The sequence below is a fragment of the Clostridium sp. UBA1056 genome, assembly GCA_002316385.1.
In the GTDB taxonomy this organism is placed as follows: domain Bacteria; phylum Bacillota; class Clostridia; order Clostridiales; family Clostridiaceae; genus Clostridium_J.
On the sequence record DCDL01000041.1, the window covers coordinates 1 to 17,010 of the forward strand.

Here is a 17,010-nt window from a genome sequence, read left to right on the forward strand (position 1 = left end):
GTTCATATAACTTAACAGAACGTTTTATAGCAAAAGGAGAAAATAATGATAGAAGAAATATTAGATTTTAATCGTGCTTTTGTATCTGAAAAAAAATATGAGTCTTATATAACCAGTAAATATCCTAACAAAAAGGTGGCTATTGTTACTTGTATGGATACTCGTTTAACAGAATTACTTCCAGCGGCGTTGGGAATAAAAAATGGTGATGCGAAAATCATTAAAAATGCTGGTGGAACCATCTCACATCCTTTTGGGAGTGTTGTCCGTAGTCTATTGGTTGCTGTATATGAACTTAATGTAAATGAAATCCTTGTAATTGGACATACGGATTGTGGAGTTCAACATATGGATAGTGAAAAAATGCTTAAAAATATGGAACTGAGAGGTATTCCTCATGAACGAGTTGAACTAGCCAGAGATTTTGGTATTAATTTAGATGAGTGGCTTAGTGGCTTTGAGGATGTTAACGCCTCAGTACAAAGCTCAGTAGCTTTGTTACGACGTCATCCCCTTATGCCAGAGGATATATCAATATATGGATATATTATTGATTCTGTTACTGGTGAATTGACACCTGTTTTGAATGATTGTAACTAATAAGCTACTAAAATAATTTAAAATTACTTTTTATACCTTACTGTGAGATGCATAACGCAATTGAGAGTAAGGTATTTTTTAATCTATTTATATAGACTAAATAGCTATCGTTTTTTACATATAACAATAATTGTTTGTTGAAATAAATTATTTTCAAAGTTAAAATATAAATAAAGTATAAATAAAATATAAATAAAAGTAAGAAAAATACAAAATAAGTGGAGAAATAAGGTATGAAGAAAAAATGGATCGGTATTACTGTAGTTATAGTAGTTGTTATGAGCATAGGCATTTTTACATATAAAAATTATATAAAATACAATGATACAGAAGACGTTATTGTGAATGAAAAGAATAAATATGATGTATCGGGAGAGATAAAGGATGCATTAAATTTATTAAATGGTAGTAAAAAAGCAGAAATCATAACTAATGTGAAAACTTCATCTAATATAGTTGCTTTATCCTTTGAGGGAATGACAGATGTCACTACAATGGAGAAAATAGTAGACTTATTGGATGGATATGGAATAAAGGCAACTTTTTTTATTCCTGGCGTTAAAGCAGGGGAAGATCCTACTACAGTACAAAATATTAAAAAAGCTGGTCATGAAATAGGAAGTGAAACTCTTTCAGATACTAAATATATGGAAAAGCTATCTCAGAAGGAATTAGTTACTGATTTTTGTCGTGCTAATAAAATATTAGAAACTATAATTAAGGAGAAATCAACTTTATTAAAATGTAAGTCTACTACTTATACCAATGAAGTTTTAGCTTCAGCTTATGCTTCAGGAAATAAGTATGTGGTGCATAGTGACCACTATATTAGTTATCAAAGCTTTAAGGATTATGAGCAGGTTCAGGGGTATGTAAATGGATTAGATAAAGGAACTATCATTTCTATTAAAGTTGATGGTGTTCTTGATAATTTTGAATATGATATTGAAAAGAAAGAAGGAAGTCCTGTAGTAGACAAGCAGGCAGGTATAAAGGAATCCACTAATGAAGAGAAAGAAGAGATAACTGTTGTTAAAATAGTAGAGTGGCTATTAAAGGCTATAGATGAACAGAAAAAGTCAGTGGTGAAAGTAAGTGAATTAGCTGGTATGAATTCTATAGATGATAAATTATCACCTGACAATATATCAAATAAAGAAGAGATTTATATAGATAAGAGCATTAAGGAGCAAAATAATAATTTTCAAGGAAATAACAAGGAAAAGAGTCCTTTAGATTTAATGAATTTTAAAGAATCAATAGAGGAAAACAATGGCAAACTTGCACCTATAGTTTCAGAGTTTTATACTACACAGAAGGCTTTATCATATACATTTAGAGGTATAAGTAATGAGGCTGTGTTAAGTGAAGTTTTATTGTCTTTAAATAAAGCAAATGCAAAAGGAACCTTTTTTGTGACAAAGAATGAAATAGAAAAATATCCAGATAGAATCGCTAAGATATTAAATGCCGGTCATGAAATTGGCAATGGAGGTATAACAACTAGTTCGGAATTATTAAATAAATCTACAGAAGAGATATGTAAAGAAATATATGAAGTAGATCAATTATTAAGAAAGCAAGGAATAAATACAAAAGCATATATGCCAGGCTATGGCTATGTAGATGCAGAGATTAAAGAGGCTTTATCTGTAATTAATAGGATGGACAACAATAAAAAGTATGAGTTGTTTACTTATTCTAAAGCACCTATTAATAATAAGTATAAAAATATGAGTGCAGAAGAAATTGTATCTGATTATTTCAATGTAAATACATATATGTCATTAAGAAAAGGAGAAATTATTTACTTTAGATTAGATACAGATTTATTTGAAAATAGCACTACTGTAGGAGAAATAATTGAATTAGTTACTAAAAATTATGTACAAAACGGATATGTTAATAAATATAATAAGTCATCACAATCCTATGAGTTAGTTCAAAAACCATTAAACTATTTAGTTAAACCTTTAAGTGAAATACAAAGTACGATAGAAACAGTTTCTCAGTTAGGTAGATATAGCTTGCAAAGGAATAGTAGTAATTTATTAAGTAGAAGAACTTACGAAGAAGCGCTATCTGTAATGAAAACTAATTACATTGGAAATGAAAATGTAGATTTAAGTGATTTAAGTGAAGAAGAACAGCAGGTAATGGATAAAACAGGAACTATTGATACTAATGGAGAAAATGTAATTTTCTTTACCTTTGATGATTGGGGAGGAGACCCTGTTGCTAATGAAATATTAGATGTACTTAACAAGCATAGAGTAAAGGGAAGTTTCTTTGTAATATCAAAATACACTGATATCAATAATGGTGTATCCAATGTTAATCCAAATCTACTTAGAACTATTGCAATTAATGGTCATGATATTGGAAGTCACAATTATAATCATGAAACTTTAGATACTAGTAAGGAGGAATTGAAGGATTCATTAGGTAAGTCCTATGATGTTATGGCTAATGTTATAGGTGATTTAAATTCTTTAAGACAATATTTTAGGCCACCAACTTTACATGTAAAAAAATCAGGATTGGCAGAGGTATTTGAAAGTGGATTTAAATATTCTATTAGCGGAAATATCTCTACCCATGATTATGAGAGCACATCTGCACAAGAAATTGTTGACTCCATAGAAGAAAGCTTGATTAAGGGGAGAGGAAATATTATTGTAATGCATATGAATAATCAAAGCTATTATACTGCAGAAGCTTTAGATATTTTCTTAACTAATAACGAAAATGGAGTATACGGAGAAAAGTATAAAATTGCGAAGTTAAGTGATTACTTAGAAAAATAATTTTTATAGGATTACGAAGAATGTTAAGAATGAGGTTAAAGATAATATGAAGAAAAATAAAAGAGATAAAATCCAAGATGTTCTTCTAAAACCCCGTAGTGACAGACGCTTACTGTCAAATGTTCCTGATAAGGAAGAGATAAGAAGCAATGTTGATCGTAGAGGATATCAAGTACTAGATGAATATAAAGGAGATCCTAATGCATTTATAATGAGCAGGAATGCTGGCATAAGATACGTAATGCAAACGGGAATTAAAATTATCTGTAAAGGTAGCAATGGCAATAATAATTTTATGGTGAAATCTTTAGATATTTCTACTACAGGAGTTTTATTAGAATTAGAGAATGAAGAGCAATTAGATATAATAAATAATGCTAATAACATAAAGCTAAAATTTAAAATATTACCTGGCTCCATGCCAGAAGGCTATGAAATGAAGGTTAAAATAAAAGGGGAAAAAATTAGAGATTCTATTTCTCCTGAAGGAAAAATCCTTTGTGGAATAGAATTTGAAGAGACTTTATCACAGTATTCTAGTAGAAATAAGGATAGATATGCACTAGTTATCTCTAGTTTTCTTTTATTATTTATTACATTATTTATTGTATTAATGCGTGCTGAGAGTGTTATATATTTTAGGTTTAATAAATGGATATACTTATATAGCATCATTGCAGCAGTATTTTTACTTAGTAGGTATTTATTTGGAATGTTATATAAGCCTATGTCTATAGATGTTGATTATACACCAGGTGTAGCTATTATTATTCCATGTTTTAATGAAGAAGAATGGATTGAAAGAACAATTTTAAGTTGCATTAATCAAGATTATCCTATTGATAAATTGGAAGTTATAGTAGTAGATGATTGTTCTAATGATAGGTCTGTAGAAAAAATTAAGGAAACCATTGCTAAATTAAGTAATGATGCAGAGAGATTTGATACAAAATATAGATTGAAATATTTTGTACAAGAAGAAAACCTAGGTAAAAGAGATGCTCTTAGTAGAGGAGTTAAGGAAGCTAAGCATGATTTAGTTGTATTTGTTGATTCAGATAGCTTTCTAGACCCTTTTGCCATAAGAAATTTAGTTCAACCCTTTAAAGATCCTAAAATGGGAGGAGTATCTGGAAGAACTGATGTGGCAAATACATATACTAATGTTCTAACTAAGATGCAATCAGTGCGTTATTATATAGCGTTTAGAATTATGAAGGCAGCAGAAGCATATTTTGATGCAGTTACATGCCTATCAGGACCATTATCTTGCTATAAAAAGCAAATAATCTTGGACAATATGGATTCATGGTTAAATCAAACCTTTTTGGGACAGAAGGCAACCTTTGGAGATGACCGTGCCATGACTAATTTCGTATTAAAAGGCCATCGTACTAGTTATCAGGATACTGCAATTTGTTCTACTATTGTACCTAATAGATATAAGGTATTTCTTAAACAGCAGATGAGATGGAAGCGTTCTTGGTTAAGAGAATCAATAATCGCAGGTAAATTTATGTGGAAGAAGGAGCCCTTTATGGCTGTGTTCTTTTATATGGGAGTAGTGGTTCCTATTGCAGCTCCAATAGTTGTTACATATAACTTAATTTATGTTCCAATTATGCACAATGTGTTTCCCACTACATTCTTAGTAGGAATATTGATGATGGCTTTATTAATGAGTTTTGCTCAGATGTTTCTTAGAAGAAGCACAACCTGGATTTTTGGAATGTTATTTTGTATTTATTATGAAGCAGTATTATTATGGCAAATGCCTATTGCTTGGGTAACATTTTGGAAGTCTACATGGGGTACAAGAATGACACCTAGTGATATAAAAGCTCAAAAGAAAAAGGCACAAAGAGTGGCTTCCAATAAGTTAAATAAAAGAGGAGGGGAAAAGAGTGAAAAATAATACTTTTTCTCCTAAAAGAAAAGATAGAGTTAAGATAGTAAGAGGTATATTACAAGGTATTATTTTAATTATATTGTTATTAGTTATAGTAAAAGCCTTATTTTCATTTTCTGTATATGAGCCCTATGATTCCTCCAAGGTAAATAGTAGCCAAGATACTGGGTTTATTGCAGTATCTTATTTTGGAGTTGATCGTACAGGTACTGATACTTTAATAAGTACTAAGCAGTTAGACGAGCATCTTAAGGCATTAAAGGATAATGGATATGTAACAGTTACTCAAAATGATATTATGGATTATTATTTAAAAGGTAAGCCATTACCATCTAAATCCTTATTTCTGTTATTTGAAGATGGTAGAAGGGATACAGCGATATTTTCTCAAAAAATTATTGAAGAGTATAATTTTAAGGCAACTATGTTAACTTATGCTGATAAGTTTGCTAAGGAGGATTCAAAATTTCTAAGTTCAAAAGATTTATTAGAATTAGTTGATAGCTCTTATTGTGAATTGGGAGCAAATGGATACAGGTTAGAATATATAAATGTATTTGATAAAGATTCAAATTACTTAGGAAGATTAAATTCATTGGAATTTGCAGAAGCTGCTTCAAAGATTGATAGAGAGTATAATCACTATTTAATGGATTATATAAGGGATGAATATAATATCCCAAAAGAGTCTTATGAGGAAATGAAGCAACGTATTGATAACGATTATGAGGCTTTATCTAAAGTATATACTGAGGAAATTAATGAAGTACCTAAGCTATATGCTTTAATGCACTCAAATACAGGGCAATTTGGGACAAACAATAAAGTAAGTGAAATAAATGGTAAATGGATTAAAGAATTATTTAGTATGAATTTTAATAGAGAGGGATATTCATTAAATTCTACAGATAATTCTATTTACGATTTAACTAGAATTCAACCACAGTCCTATTGGTCAACTAATCATTTATTAATGAGAATTTGGGACGATACGAAACAGGACATTGAATTTGAAGCTGGAGATAAAGAAAAAGCAAGTAAATTTAAAGAGGTATCAGGAAAGGCCGAATTTAAAGAGGATACCATAATATTAACATCTTTACCAGAAGGAAAGGGAACACTTAAATTATTAGATAGTGATGATTATAAAGATATTAAGGTTTCAGTAGTGCTTAATGGAAATGTTATAGGGTCTCAAAGTATTTATTTAAGATCCAATGAAGATCAAAGCAGCAGTATATGTGTTCAACTTATAAATAATGTAATAAGTGTTATTGAAACTTCAGAGAGAGAATCTAATATTATATTTTCATTAAATCTAAGTAAAGATGATAAGGAAAAATTTGATATAAAGGATACTGGAAGTAGGGAGATGGACATAACCTTAGATGGCAATAAAATTAGTATAGATATGGATGGTTCTACTATTGCTAAAGATTTAAAAGTAACGAATGAAAATGAAGGAAGTGTTTATTTAGAATCAGCTTGGGGAGAATATGGTTATAGTCAAAGAAATATTGTAGATGATGTGTATGATGGTGTATTTAAAAAGCTTAGAATAGCTGATGTTAATGATAATGAATTGTATGATAGCTCGCTAAAGGGCATTGACAGTGTAATTTATTCTATTAAAAATTCCTTTAATAAAGTTATAGATTGGTTTATTAAGTATTTATAGATTATAGAGGTGTCAAATGAATGAAAGGGTAAAAAACACTGATGTTTTACTTATTATAATCTTAATAATAAGTATGATATTGTTGAGCGGATGTTCAAAAAAGAATAATATTCCTGAAAATAATAAGAAAAAAAATCAAGAAACAGTTATTAATGAGGATCAAGAAATATTTGATGAAAGCATTGATAATTTATCAGCATGGATTGCTTATTGGGATTTGAATGTTCAAGGGGAGCTCAATACCCTAGATAAAAAATTAAAGGAGCTTTCATATTTTGCAGCTTATTTTGATTCTAATAACAAACTTATAATGCCAGAGAAATTAATAAATTACTATAATAAAACAAAAGGTGAGGAGTATATTAAATATCTAACTATTGTTAATGATAAAATAAATAGTGATGGCGGCTCTTCATTAAAGGATACAGATTTGTTGAGAACATTATTAGCGGATTCTAATTCAAGGAATAAACATGCTAAAGAAATTATAGATTTAGTATCTCAATATGGATTTGATGGTATAGAAATTGACTATGAACAAATTAAGAGTGATATGGAATTATGGAATAATTACATGTTGTTTATTGAAGAGCTATATAATGAAGCACAAGCTGCTGAAATTAAACTAAAAGTGGTATTAGAGCCCAATACACCCTTTCATAATTTAGGATTTATAGAGGGGCCAACCTATGTAATGATGTGCTATAATCTTCATGGTGGTTTTAGTGAACCAGGGGAAAAAGCAAATCCACAGTTTATAGGAGAGTTAATAGATAAAATGGAAACAGTACCAGGAAATAAGAGGTTTGCAGTGGCCACAGGTGGCTTTAATTGGGGCTCTGATGGAAAGGTAGCTGCCTTGTCTGAGGTAGAGGCTCGAGCTTTATTAAAAGAATATAATGTAAAGGAAAAACGAGATGACAAAAGTCAATGCTTAGTATTTAAATATACTGATGAAGCTGGTGTTGAACACGAGGTATGGTATGCAGATAAAAACACTTTAAGTTCATGGATGATGATTATAGAAGAAAGAGGATATGGTATTAGTCTTTGGAGACTTGGTGGAAATGTGTTTCGTTAGTTTATAATATAGAATTTTCAAAGTAATACTATATAAAATTTCATAGGATAAAAAGAGTGATATTCTTGAAGATAATAAATTTAAAGGAATATCACTCTTTTTAATATAAGGCATCTTTAAAAAATAAATAAGTCAGAATGATAGTCTATTTTGTGTTATACTGCGNNCTCAAAATATACTTCCCATCTTTGACTTATTATTTATTTTCAGATGCCTAATATTTTTTGTAATTGTAAGGTGGATAACCTAATTTATAATTATTTGACAAAGGATATTTTTAGAAATTATAATTAATGTGGTACATATAATTATATATGATTAAGATAGTGTTAATTTTTAAGAAAGTATATTAGTAAGGCAGTATGCTGCAACAATATACTTTGAATACTGAAAAAAGTTATACTCTTCACAAACATATACGATTAAATTTTTAAAAGATGGAGAATAAAATTTTAAAATTAGATATTTAAAGACTATAAAAAGTAAATATGGGGGATAAAGAAGTGAAATTCAACAGAAAAGATATAATAAGTTTTCTTTTTCCAGAGCTGCAGATAGTTGAAACTATAAAAGAATGTGGTTTTATAACAATGCCAAATAAAAGTAATAAGGAAAAGAAAATACAAAATATGGAACAGGCATATAATGAAGTTAGTACCTATTCCAAAAATAATCTTAGAGAAATGAATAAAACCACACAACAAATTCCAGTTAATAAACTAGATAAACAGCAGAGTGAAAATCTAGCAAAATACCAACATAAAGATACCTCTAAAGTGAAGACTGATGATATAGTAGATGCATTTAGTAGTATTAGAGAAGAAATTGGAACCTTAATTGTAGGACAAACAGATTATCTGGATAATCTCTGTACTGCATTTAAGCGTCCATTTATAACAGGATATGACAACTTAAAACCTAAGAATGCTATTATTATTCTTGGAAATAAAAGTACAGGAAAACATAGTAGCATATCTTGTATTGCAGATATGCTTAAACAGAGAAGAATTATTAGTAGCAATAATATTTTAAAAATAGACCTCTCTTTGTATGCTACAACTTCGGATTATGGAGTGTTTTTATCTGACTTATATAAGTGTTTATATGGAGAATCTGATATTGCAATGTTTGATAACTGTGATAAGTGTCATTCTAGTATTATTGATGTAATAGAATCATTGACAATCACTGGTAAATATACTCTTGGTTCAAGATATGTATTTCAAAATAACAATCTTGTTGAATCAAATGGAATGCTTTTACAAAATTCAATAAGTGAGATAAGTTCAAATAATAAGTATTTTGTTTTTGTATCAGAGAAATCAGAAAATGATATGTTGAATATTTTTGGAACAAAATTTATGAATTGCATAGGAGATATACTTCATACTAAGAATTTTAATTATGAGGAACTTAGAAAGATATCATTGATACTAATTGAAGATTTAAAGATAAAATGCAGTAAAAATCTTTCAATGAATATAAGCTATGAAGATGCTATTTCTGAGCTAATTATATCAAATTATAAAGTTGTATCTGGAATAAGTAGTATGAGAGATTTTGTTGATTCTAATATATATAAGCCATTAGCAGAATTTAAATTAAAAAATACCATTGAAGATAATAATGTATTTTTATCAGTTAATAATGGTGAATTAATGGTACAAATTGATGATAAGTTTATAAAGTTAATTGATATTATGCCTCAAAAGAATGTATGCGGTATTGATGATGTTAAAAAAGAACTAGAAGGTATAGTAGGGATTGAATCTGTAAAGCAGTATATTTGGGGGCTTGAAGATAATTTGAAAATTCAAAGATTACGAGAAAATGCTGGGTTTAAGGCTACTAATATTTCAATGCACATGATATTTACGGGAAACCCTGGAACAGGTAAAACTACAATTGCACGGATAGTTGCTAAATATCTAAAAGCTCTTGGAATATTATCACAAGGTCAATTAAGAGAAGTTACTAGAGCTGATCTTGTAGGTCAATATGTTGGGCAGACAGCAAAATTAACTAATGATATTATAAAATCTTCTTTGGGAGGAGTTTTATTTATTGATGAAGCTTATGCTCTTTGTAGAGATAAACATGATACCTTTGGACTTGAAGCCATAGATACATTAGTTAAAGGAATTGAAGATAATAGAGAGGATTTAGTTGTTATCTTGGCTGGATATAAAGAAGAAATGGAAGAGTTTCTAAAGACTAATTCAGGTTTAAAGTCACGTTTTCCAAATGTAATTGATTTTGAAGACTACACACCAGAAGAAATGTATGAAATTTCATTTATTACAGCAAAATCTAAAGGATATAAGGTTTCTGAAGAGTGTAAAGAGCAACTCATAAAACTATTTGAAAAAAATCAAATCAAGGGCAAAAATGATAGTGGAAATGGTCGTCTTGCTAGAAATGTAATAGAGAAGGCTATACTTAATCAATCTAAGAGATTGATAGTAGATACTAATGCACCAATGGACTTATTATGTTATGAAGATTTTAAATTTGAAGAAGTAGGTAATTTTGATTTAGAGGAAAGTCTTTCTAAGATTATTGGACTTGAGAACGTTAAAGAGTTTGTGAGAACTCAATATAAGTTATTAATTGCACAAGAAAAACGTAGAAAGGCAGGAATGATTGTAGATACAGCACAAGCTTTAAACATGATTTTCAGTGGAAATCCAGGCACTGGAAAAACAACAATAGCAAGACTTGTTGCAGATATGTTTAAAGAGATGGGCTTGTTAAAGTCAGGACATTTAGTAGAAACTGATCATAGTGGATTAGTGGCAGAATATGCAGGACAAACAGCTAAGAAAACTGAAGAGGTATTTAGATCTGCTTTAGGAGGTATCTTATTTATTGATGAAGCCTATGCATTAGCAAATGATAACAGTGGTTTTGGAAAGGAATCAATAGATACTCTCGTTAAACTTATAGAAGATTATAGAGGAGAAATAATTGTTATTCTTGCTGGATACAACAAGGAGATGGAAGAGTTTTTAAAAACTAATTCTGGTCTTAAATCTAGATTTCCACTTAATGTAAATTTTCCGGATTATTCAGCAGACGAGCTATTCGAAATAACTTTAAAGATGATTAAAGATAAAGGTTTTAGTCTAGGAGATGATGGAGTTGGTGGATTCCTTAAGGAGGAAGTTATTCTATTGCAGAAACAGTCTAATGAACATTCTGGTAATGGACGTATGGTAAGAAATTATATTGAAGATATAATGAGAAAGCAATCAGCAAGAATTGCAATGAATGATATACCTATAAATGAAATGAATATGATCATAAGTGAAGATATACAATCTAAAGATAAATCAATAATTAACTTTGATTTAGAAAATGAATTATCTAGAATTATAGGACTTGAAGAAGTTAAAGAGTATATATGTAGTTTAAATGCAAGACTTAGAGTGCAAAGAGAACGCAAAAAACTTGGTCTTGCAGCAGATAATACGCAGACGTTGCATATGATATTCAAGGGGAATCCTGGAACAGGGAAAACAATGGTTGCAAGAACAGTAGCAGATGTTTTATATAATATAGGTGTAATTAAAACAAATAAGCTAGTAGAAACAGATAGGTCTGAACTTGTTGCAGGATATGTTGGACAAACAGCAATAAAAACTAAGGAAAAAGTCATGGAAGCTATGGATGGTGTACTGTTCATTGACGAAGCTTATTCACTTTCACAGGGTGGAACTAATGATTTTGGAAAAGAAGCAATAGATACATTAGTAAAACTAATGGATGATTATAGGGATAGAATAGTTATCATATTAGCAGGATATAGTGATGACATGGATGAATTTCTTAATGTAAATGCTGGATTAAAATCAAGATTTCCTAATATAATAAAATTTGAAGATTACTCTACAGACGAGCTAATGGAAATATCTGAAATGTTGTTTAAGAGTAAAGGATATGAAATGGATTCATTATCTAAAAATAAACTTAAAGATATATTTGATATAGTAAGACTTGAAGCACAGTTTGGAAATGGACGCTATGTACGTAACTTGTATGAAAAGACAGTGAATAACCAAGCAATGAGGCTAAGTACGGATATGGATTTAACAAAAGAGGATTTAATTACAATAGTTGATTCTGATATAGAAAGGTTGTGATGAGATGAAAAAATTAAAAAGTTTAGTAGGAAATATAGTAGCAACTGTTTATTTTGTTTTTCCAATGTGTCTTGTTTTATTACTGTTAATTATCATGCCATTAATTTTTCTAACGAATGTTAGTACAGTTAGAAGTTCGGGATTTGCTGGACCTAATACTGCAACTGCATTTATAGGTACTTGTGGGCTTTTTATTGGATTATCTCTTCTTATACCACCACTTAGAAAGATGTATAGAGTGTTACCATGGTTATATTCCTTTGTAAAAATTCTCTATATAAATCTAATAATTGTTAGTATTGGACTTGCCATATTAAATATTGGTTATCAAGTTCAAAACGATGCTCGACATACCATGTTTTTCATTTTGATGATAGTACAAGTAGTAGCCTGTAGAATAGTAATGTGCATTTATTTCAAATTGAAGCCACCAAAATATATTGAAAAGAGGTAAATTTATGAGCAATAAGCAAGAAAATTTCAAAAGTAGAAGTAATAAAACTATGGAGACATCTATGAATACAAATGAACAGTTAAATATTTCCGAAAATCAATATAATGAATCGCAATTTGATGATAAATATGAAGAAAAATACACGATAAAAGAAGATGAAAAAGATTTTATCGAAAAAGCTGAGAAAAAGAAGTTTGATAAACCTCTTAAGATATTTGGAACTATATGTATAGCTGCGGCAATAGTTGCATTCATTTTCACAGGAAAATCGACAGTAGATACTTCAGAGTCTGCTAAAAATGCATTGAAAAATAAGGTATCTACAGCTGCTTCAGCAGGAACTATTCTATTATCAAAAGATGAAAATGCTCAAGCACAGGATTACACTATTACACATAAATCTAATGCGAATGATACTAAAATTTGGGTTTGGGATTATGCCGGTGAGGATGGTGACTATGTACAAGTACTTGTAGACGATGCTCCATTAGGGGAAGCATTTATGATTAAACACAAACCAAAAGAAATTGTTGTACCAGCAGTAGGGAAAGTTCAAATAAAAGGAATAAGAGATGGTGGTGGTGGTATAACCTATGCAGTTAGATATGATGTTAATGGAACTAGCTATTTTAATGGTACCCCTGAAGGTGAATTAAATACTTATACATTAATTAAAGAATAAAAAGTAAAGTTGTTAAATATTAAGATTAAAATGAACCCTATAGCTTAGCGCTTTGAAAGTGTCTGTTGCATAGGGTTTATTTTAAAAAATTAAAGTTTAGTATGTAATTTATTTTATGAAAGGTTAGTTTGAAAAGATGAAAGAAATAATCTTTATATATAAGCTTTAGGTCTTTTCAAAAACGGTCAATGGAATTAGAATAAAATTAACCATATTTATTTCGCTTTATGCTGAATGCTTATTATGAGAGGATGAAGAGGTAGTAAAGGACTTAAATGGGAAAAATAGCACTATAACTAATAGTAGCATTAATGTAATTCTTAATAGAATAGAGAAAAAGAAGTTTAAGGATGAAGTTAATATAGAGCAACTAATTGATATAATAATTTGGTGTGGGGAAGGCTATATAAAGGAAAAGTAATATAAATCTCATATAGATATTGACGAAGTTGAAAAGGACTATGAAAATATTATAGACTTTTTTAGGAAGGGTTCTTATAAGGAGGAATATTTGCCGTGAATGCTATTGAAATTAAACAATTAACAAAGGATTACGGAAATAAAAAGGGGGTTTTTGATTTAAATATTTCAGTGAAAAAAGGTGAAGTATTTGGATTTTTAGGACCTAATGGTGCAGGAAAGACTACCACAATTAGAAATTTATTAGGATTTATTAGACCAGATCAAGGGAGTTGCACTATTAATGGCATGGACTGCTATAAAGATGCTGAAAAGATACAAGAAAGTTTAGGTTATCTGGCAGGTGAAATTGCATTTTTAGATGATTTAACAGGTAAGCAAATGATTGAATTTATTGCATCTATGAAGAGATTTAAGGATAAAACTAAAATGTATGACCTGATGGAACGATTTGATTTAGACCCTAAGGGTAAAATTAAGAAGATGTCTAAAGGGATGAAGCAGAAAGTTGGAATTGTCTGCGCATTTATGAATGATCCTGACATTATTATTTTAGACGAGCCAACTAGTGGTCTAGATCCTTTAATGCAGAATCGCTTTATTGATTTAATTTTAGAGGAAAAAAGTAAAGGAAAAACAATTTTTATGTCATCTCATATTTTTGAGGAGATTGAACGAACTTGTGATAAGACAGCCATTATTAAAGATGGAAAGATTGTAGCAATTGAGGATATGGAAACTTTAAAGGAGAAGAAAAGTAAATTCTATGTAGTTACATTAAATTCTAAGGCTGACGTAGACAGATTTGTAAAAGAAGGACTAGATATAGTTGATATAAATGAAAGAAAGGTTACAGTTTCAGTTAATGGAGATGTACTTTCATTTATTAAGCTAATATCCGGCTATAATGTGAAGGATTTGGATACTAAGTCTAAGACACTAGAGGAGATATTCCTACATTTCTATGGAGGTGAAAAATAATGATTTCTTTACCACTTTTTAAAAGAAATATGATATCTGCCGGAAAATTATCTATTATATTTATTGCAATTTTAACCATGTATACATCCGTTATTATTTATATGTTTGATCCAGAGCTTGCCGAGATGCTTAATCAATATCAACAGATGATGCCAGGGGTTATGTCAGCTGTGGGAATGTCAGGTGCATCAGGTACTTTAATTGAATTTATCCATACTTATTTATATGGATTCTTAATGTTGATTTTTCCTATGATTTTTGAAATCATAATTATAAATAACTTTGTAGTGAAATATGTTGATAGTGGCTCTATGGCTTGTTTATTAGCTACTCCTAATTCAAGGAAAAAGATAATAATAACTCAGTTATTATCAATATGCCTAAGTATAGCATTTTTAATTGTTGTTATAACTGGAGTAGGTTTAGCATGTAGTGCAGCTATGTTTAAAGGAGAATTAGATATATCAAAATATATTCAACTAAACTTTAGCGTATTGTTATTACATTTTGCAATAAGTGGTATTACATTCTTTGCTGCATGTTTCTTTAATGAGTCCAAAGGATACTTTACCTTAGGAGCAGGATTACCAATTTTATTTTATCTTATTAATATGTTAGCAAATATGGGAGGAAACTTAGAAAATTTAAAATACGCTACTATATTCACTCTATTCCCTGGAGAGAAAATTATATCTAGTGTCAGTGGCGTTTTTTCATCAAATTTAATACTTGCTCTTATTGGAGTTATTTTATATATAGGTGGAGCAGCATGCTTTGTCAAGAAGGATTTACCACTATAAAGTAAAATAGGTAATGACAAAATGAACTCAACGAGACTTGTAAATTTATTCTATTAATATAGAGTTATAAATTAATACAATATTTTAAAACGGATAAGGTATAGAGAAAATATGCTTTATCCGTTTTAAATTTGTCTTATTTTAAATTTGTCTTAATAGTATCGTACATTTTAGCTTAAAAGTGAATGTTTTGATTGAAAAAATGTCTTTTTTGTAATAAAATATTTTATAGTATAAATATTTCTATAAAATTGAAAAGTAGGTAGATATAATGTTTGACTTTAAATTTGATTGGCAAGATGATTTAAATACACAAATTAGTAGTATTGATGAGCAACATAAGGAACTTTTTAGAATTGCTCGTAGCATAGAACAATTATTATTGACAGGATGTATAAATGTGGAATTTAAAAGACTCTTGAACATAATATGTAACCTTAGGGAATATGTATCTTACAATTTTTATGAAGAAGAAATGCTTATGAGAAAATTTAATTATTCTGATTATGAGGAGCATATTAAATCTCATGAAAAGTTTAAAAATACTATTATGGATATTGAATTGTCAAAAGTAGAAGAAAAACCTTATGAGGAGCTAAAGAAAATCAAAGACAATATACAAGATTGGATTTTCCAACATATGATGATTGAAGATATGAAAATGGCAGAAGAAATATTAAAAAGTCAACCTTGCATTTAGTAATGCAAGGTTGACTTTTTAATTCTATTTCTTTTTTCCTAAAATACTTATCAAATGTACAAATAAATTAATAAAATCTAGATATAGTCCTAAAGCAGCAATTATAGCAAACTTATTTGTAGTAGCATGGTCATAGCCATAGTTTCTTTCATGTATTAGCTTAACCTTCTGCATATCATAGGCTGTTAATGCACAGAAAACAGCAATACCAAAATAATTAACAAATATAGATAATTCACCGGAACCTATAAAAATATTAAATAGGCTTGTGATTAAGATTCCCACAACACCCATTATAGCAATTCTGCCTAGGGTTGATAAATCTTTTTTAGCCGTCATACCTATCATACTACAGCAAAAGAACATGGCAGCAGTTACTAGAAAAATACTTACAATAGATTCAAGGCTATAGATAACAAATATAGATCCAAAGGTAAGTCCATTTATAATGGAATAAGCTATAAACATTGCAAAGGCACTCTGAGTAGATAGCTTATTTATCTTTCTGCTAAGTACAACTACTAAAGCTAATTCTGCAATAATTACACCGATGAAGAATGTAGGATTACTATAGATTATCATCATCATAGAAAAATTAGTAGAAATAAAATAGCCTACAGCGAAAGTAATTATTAACCCAATGGCCATATATAATAGGGTTTTATTTATAAAATTATTTTCGCTTTTACTATATGAAATTTCATTCATAATATCACCTCTTTAATAAATATAATATATGCAATATTATACTATAAA

At 29.4% G+C, this 17,010-nt stretch carries 12 protein-coding genes; 11 read left to right on the top strand and 1 reads right to left on the bottom strand.

Going from position 1 to position 17,010, the window contains the following annotated elements:
- The first annotated feature begins 45 nt into the window (after positions 1 to 45).
- The 11 genes from B3W71_RS10670 to B3W71_RS10720 all read left to right on the top strand — a co-directional run bounded on the left by B3W71_RS10670 (position 46) and on the right by B3W71_RS10720 (position 16,254).
- Positions 46 to 600 (top strand): carbonic anhydrase, encoded by a 555-nt coding sequence (locus B3W71_RS10670; protein WP_346888911.1) that lies wholly within the window; start codon positions 46 to 48, stop codon positions 598 to 600.
- 233 nt (positions 601 to 833) lie between these two features.
- Complete coding sequence (locus B3W71_RS10675; RefSeq protein ID WP_346888912.1) at positions 834 to 3,407, top strand: polysaccharide deacetylase family protein; 2,574 nt, start codon at positions 834 to 836, stop codon at positions 3,405 to 3,407.
- A 46-nt stretch (positions 3,408 to 3,453) separates the two neighbouring features.
- Positions 3,454 to 5,322, top strand: coding sequence for a glycosyltransferase (locus B3W71_RS10680; protein ID WP_346888913.1), 1,869 nt, complete (start codon positions 3,454 to 3,456; stop codon positions 5,320 to 5,322).
- Complete coding sequence (locus tag B3W71_RS10685; protein ID WP_346888914.1) at positions 5,312 to 6,994, top strand: glycoside hydrolase; 1,683 nt, start codon at positions 5,312 to 5,314, stop codon at positions 6,992 to 6,994. Before B3W71_RS10680 ends, B3W71_RS10685 begins: the two co-directional genes overlap by 11 nt.
- A gap of 16 nt (positions 6,995 to 7,010) precedes the next feature.
- Positions 7,011 to 8,075 carry a glycosyl hydrolase family 18 protein gene (locus B3W71_RS10690; protein ID WP_346888915.1) on the top strand — a complete coding sequence of 355 codons (1,065 nt, stop codon included), beginning with the start codon at positions 7,011 to 7,013 and terminating at the stop codon, positions 8,073 to 8,075.
- 503 nt (positions 8,076 to 8,578) lie between these two features.
- Positions 8,579 to 12,217 (top strand): AAA family ATPase, encoded by a 3,639-nt coding sequence (locus B3W71_RS10695; RefSeq protein ID WP_346888916.1) that lies wholly within the window; start codon positions 8,579 to 8,581, stop codon positions 12,215 to 12,217.
- Positions 12,218 to 12,221: 4 nt separating this feature from the next.
- Entirely contained in the window at positions 12,222 to 12,671 is a 450-nt protein-coding gene (locus tag B3W71_RS10700; RefSeq protein WP_346888917.1) for a hypothetical protein, read from the top strand.
- A gap of 4 nt (positions 12,672 to 12,675) precedes the next feature.
- Positions 12,676 to 13,353 carry a hypothetical protein gene (locus tag B3W71_RS10705; protein WP_346888918.1) on the top strand — a complete coding sequence of 226 codons (678 nt, stop codon included), beginning with the start codon at positions 12,676 to 12,678 and terminating at the stop codon, positions 13,351 to 13,353.
- Between the two features lie 516 nt (positions 13,354 to 13,869).
- Positions 13,870 to 14,754: an ABC transporter ATP-binding protein gene (locus B3W71_RS10710; RefSeq protein ID WP_346888919.1), complete on the top strand. Its 885-nt coding sequence runs from the start codon at positions 13,870 to 13,872 to the stop codon at positions 14,752 to 14,754.
- Entirely contained in the window at positions 14,754 to 15,554 is an 801-nt protein-coding gene (locus B3W71_RS10715; RefSeq protein ID WP_346888920.1) for an ABC transporter permease subunit, read from the top strand. Before B3W71_RS10710 ends, B3W71_RS10715 begins: the two co-directional genes overlap by 1 nt.
- Positions 15,555 to 15,825: 271 nt before the next feature.
- Positions 15,826 to 16,254 carry a hemerythrin family protein gene (locus tag B3W71_RS10720; RefSeq protein WP_346888921.1) on the top strand — a complete coding sequence of 143 codons (429 nt, stop codon included), beginning with the start codon at positions 15,826 to 15,828 and terminating at the stop codon, positions 16,252 to 16,254.
- A gap of 24 nt (positions 16,255 to 16,278) precedes the next feature.
- On the opposite strand, the gene B3W71_RS10725 is transcribed toward B3W71_RS10720, so the two are convergent.
- Positions 16,279 to 16,962: a Bax inhibitor-1/YccA family protein gene (locus tag B3W71_RS10725; protein WP_346888922.1), complete on the bottom strand. Its 684-nt coding sequence runs from the start codon at positions 16,960 to 16,962 to the stop codon at positions 16,279 to 16,281.
- Positions 16,963 to 17,010 lie beyond the last annotated feature (48 nt).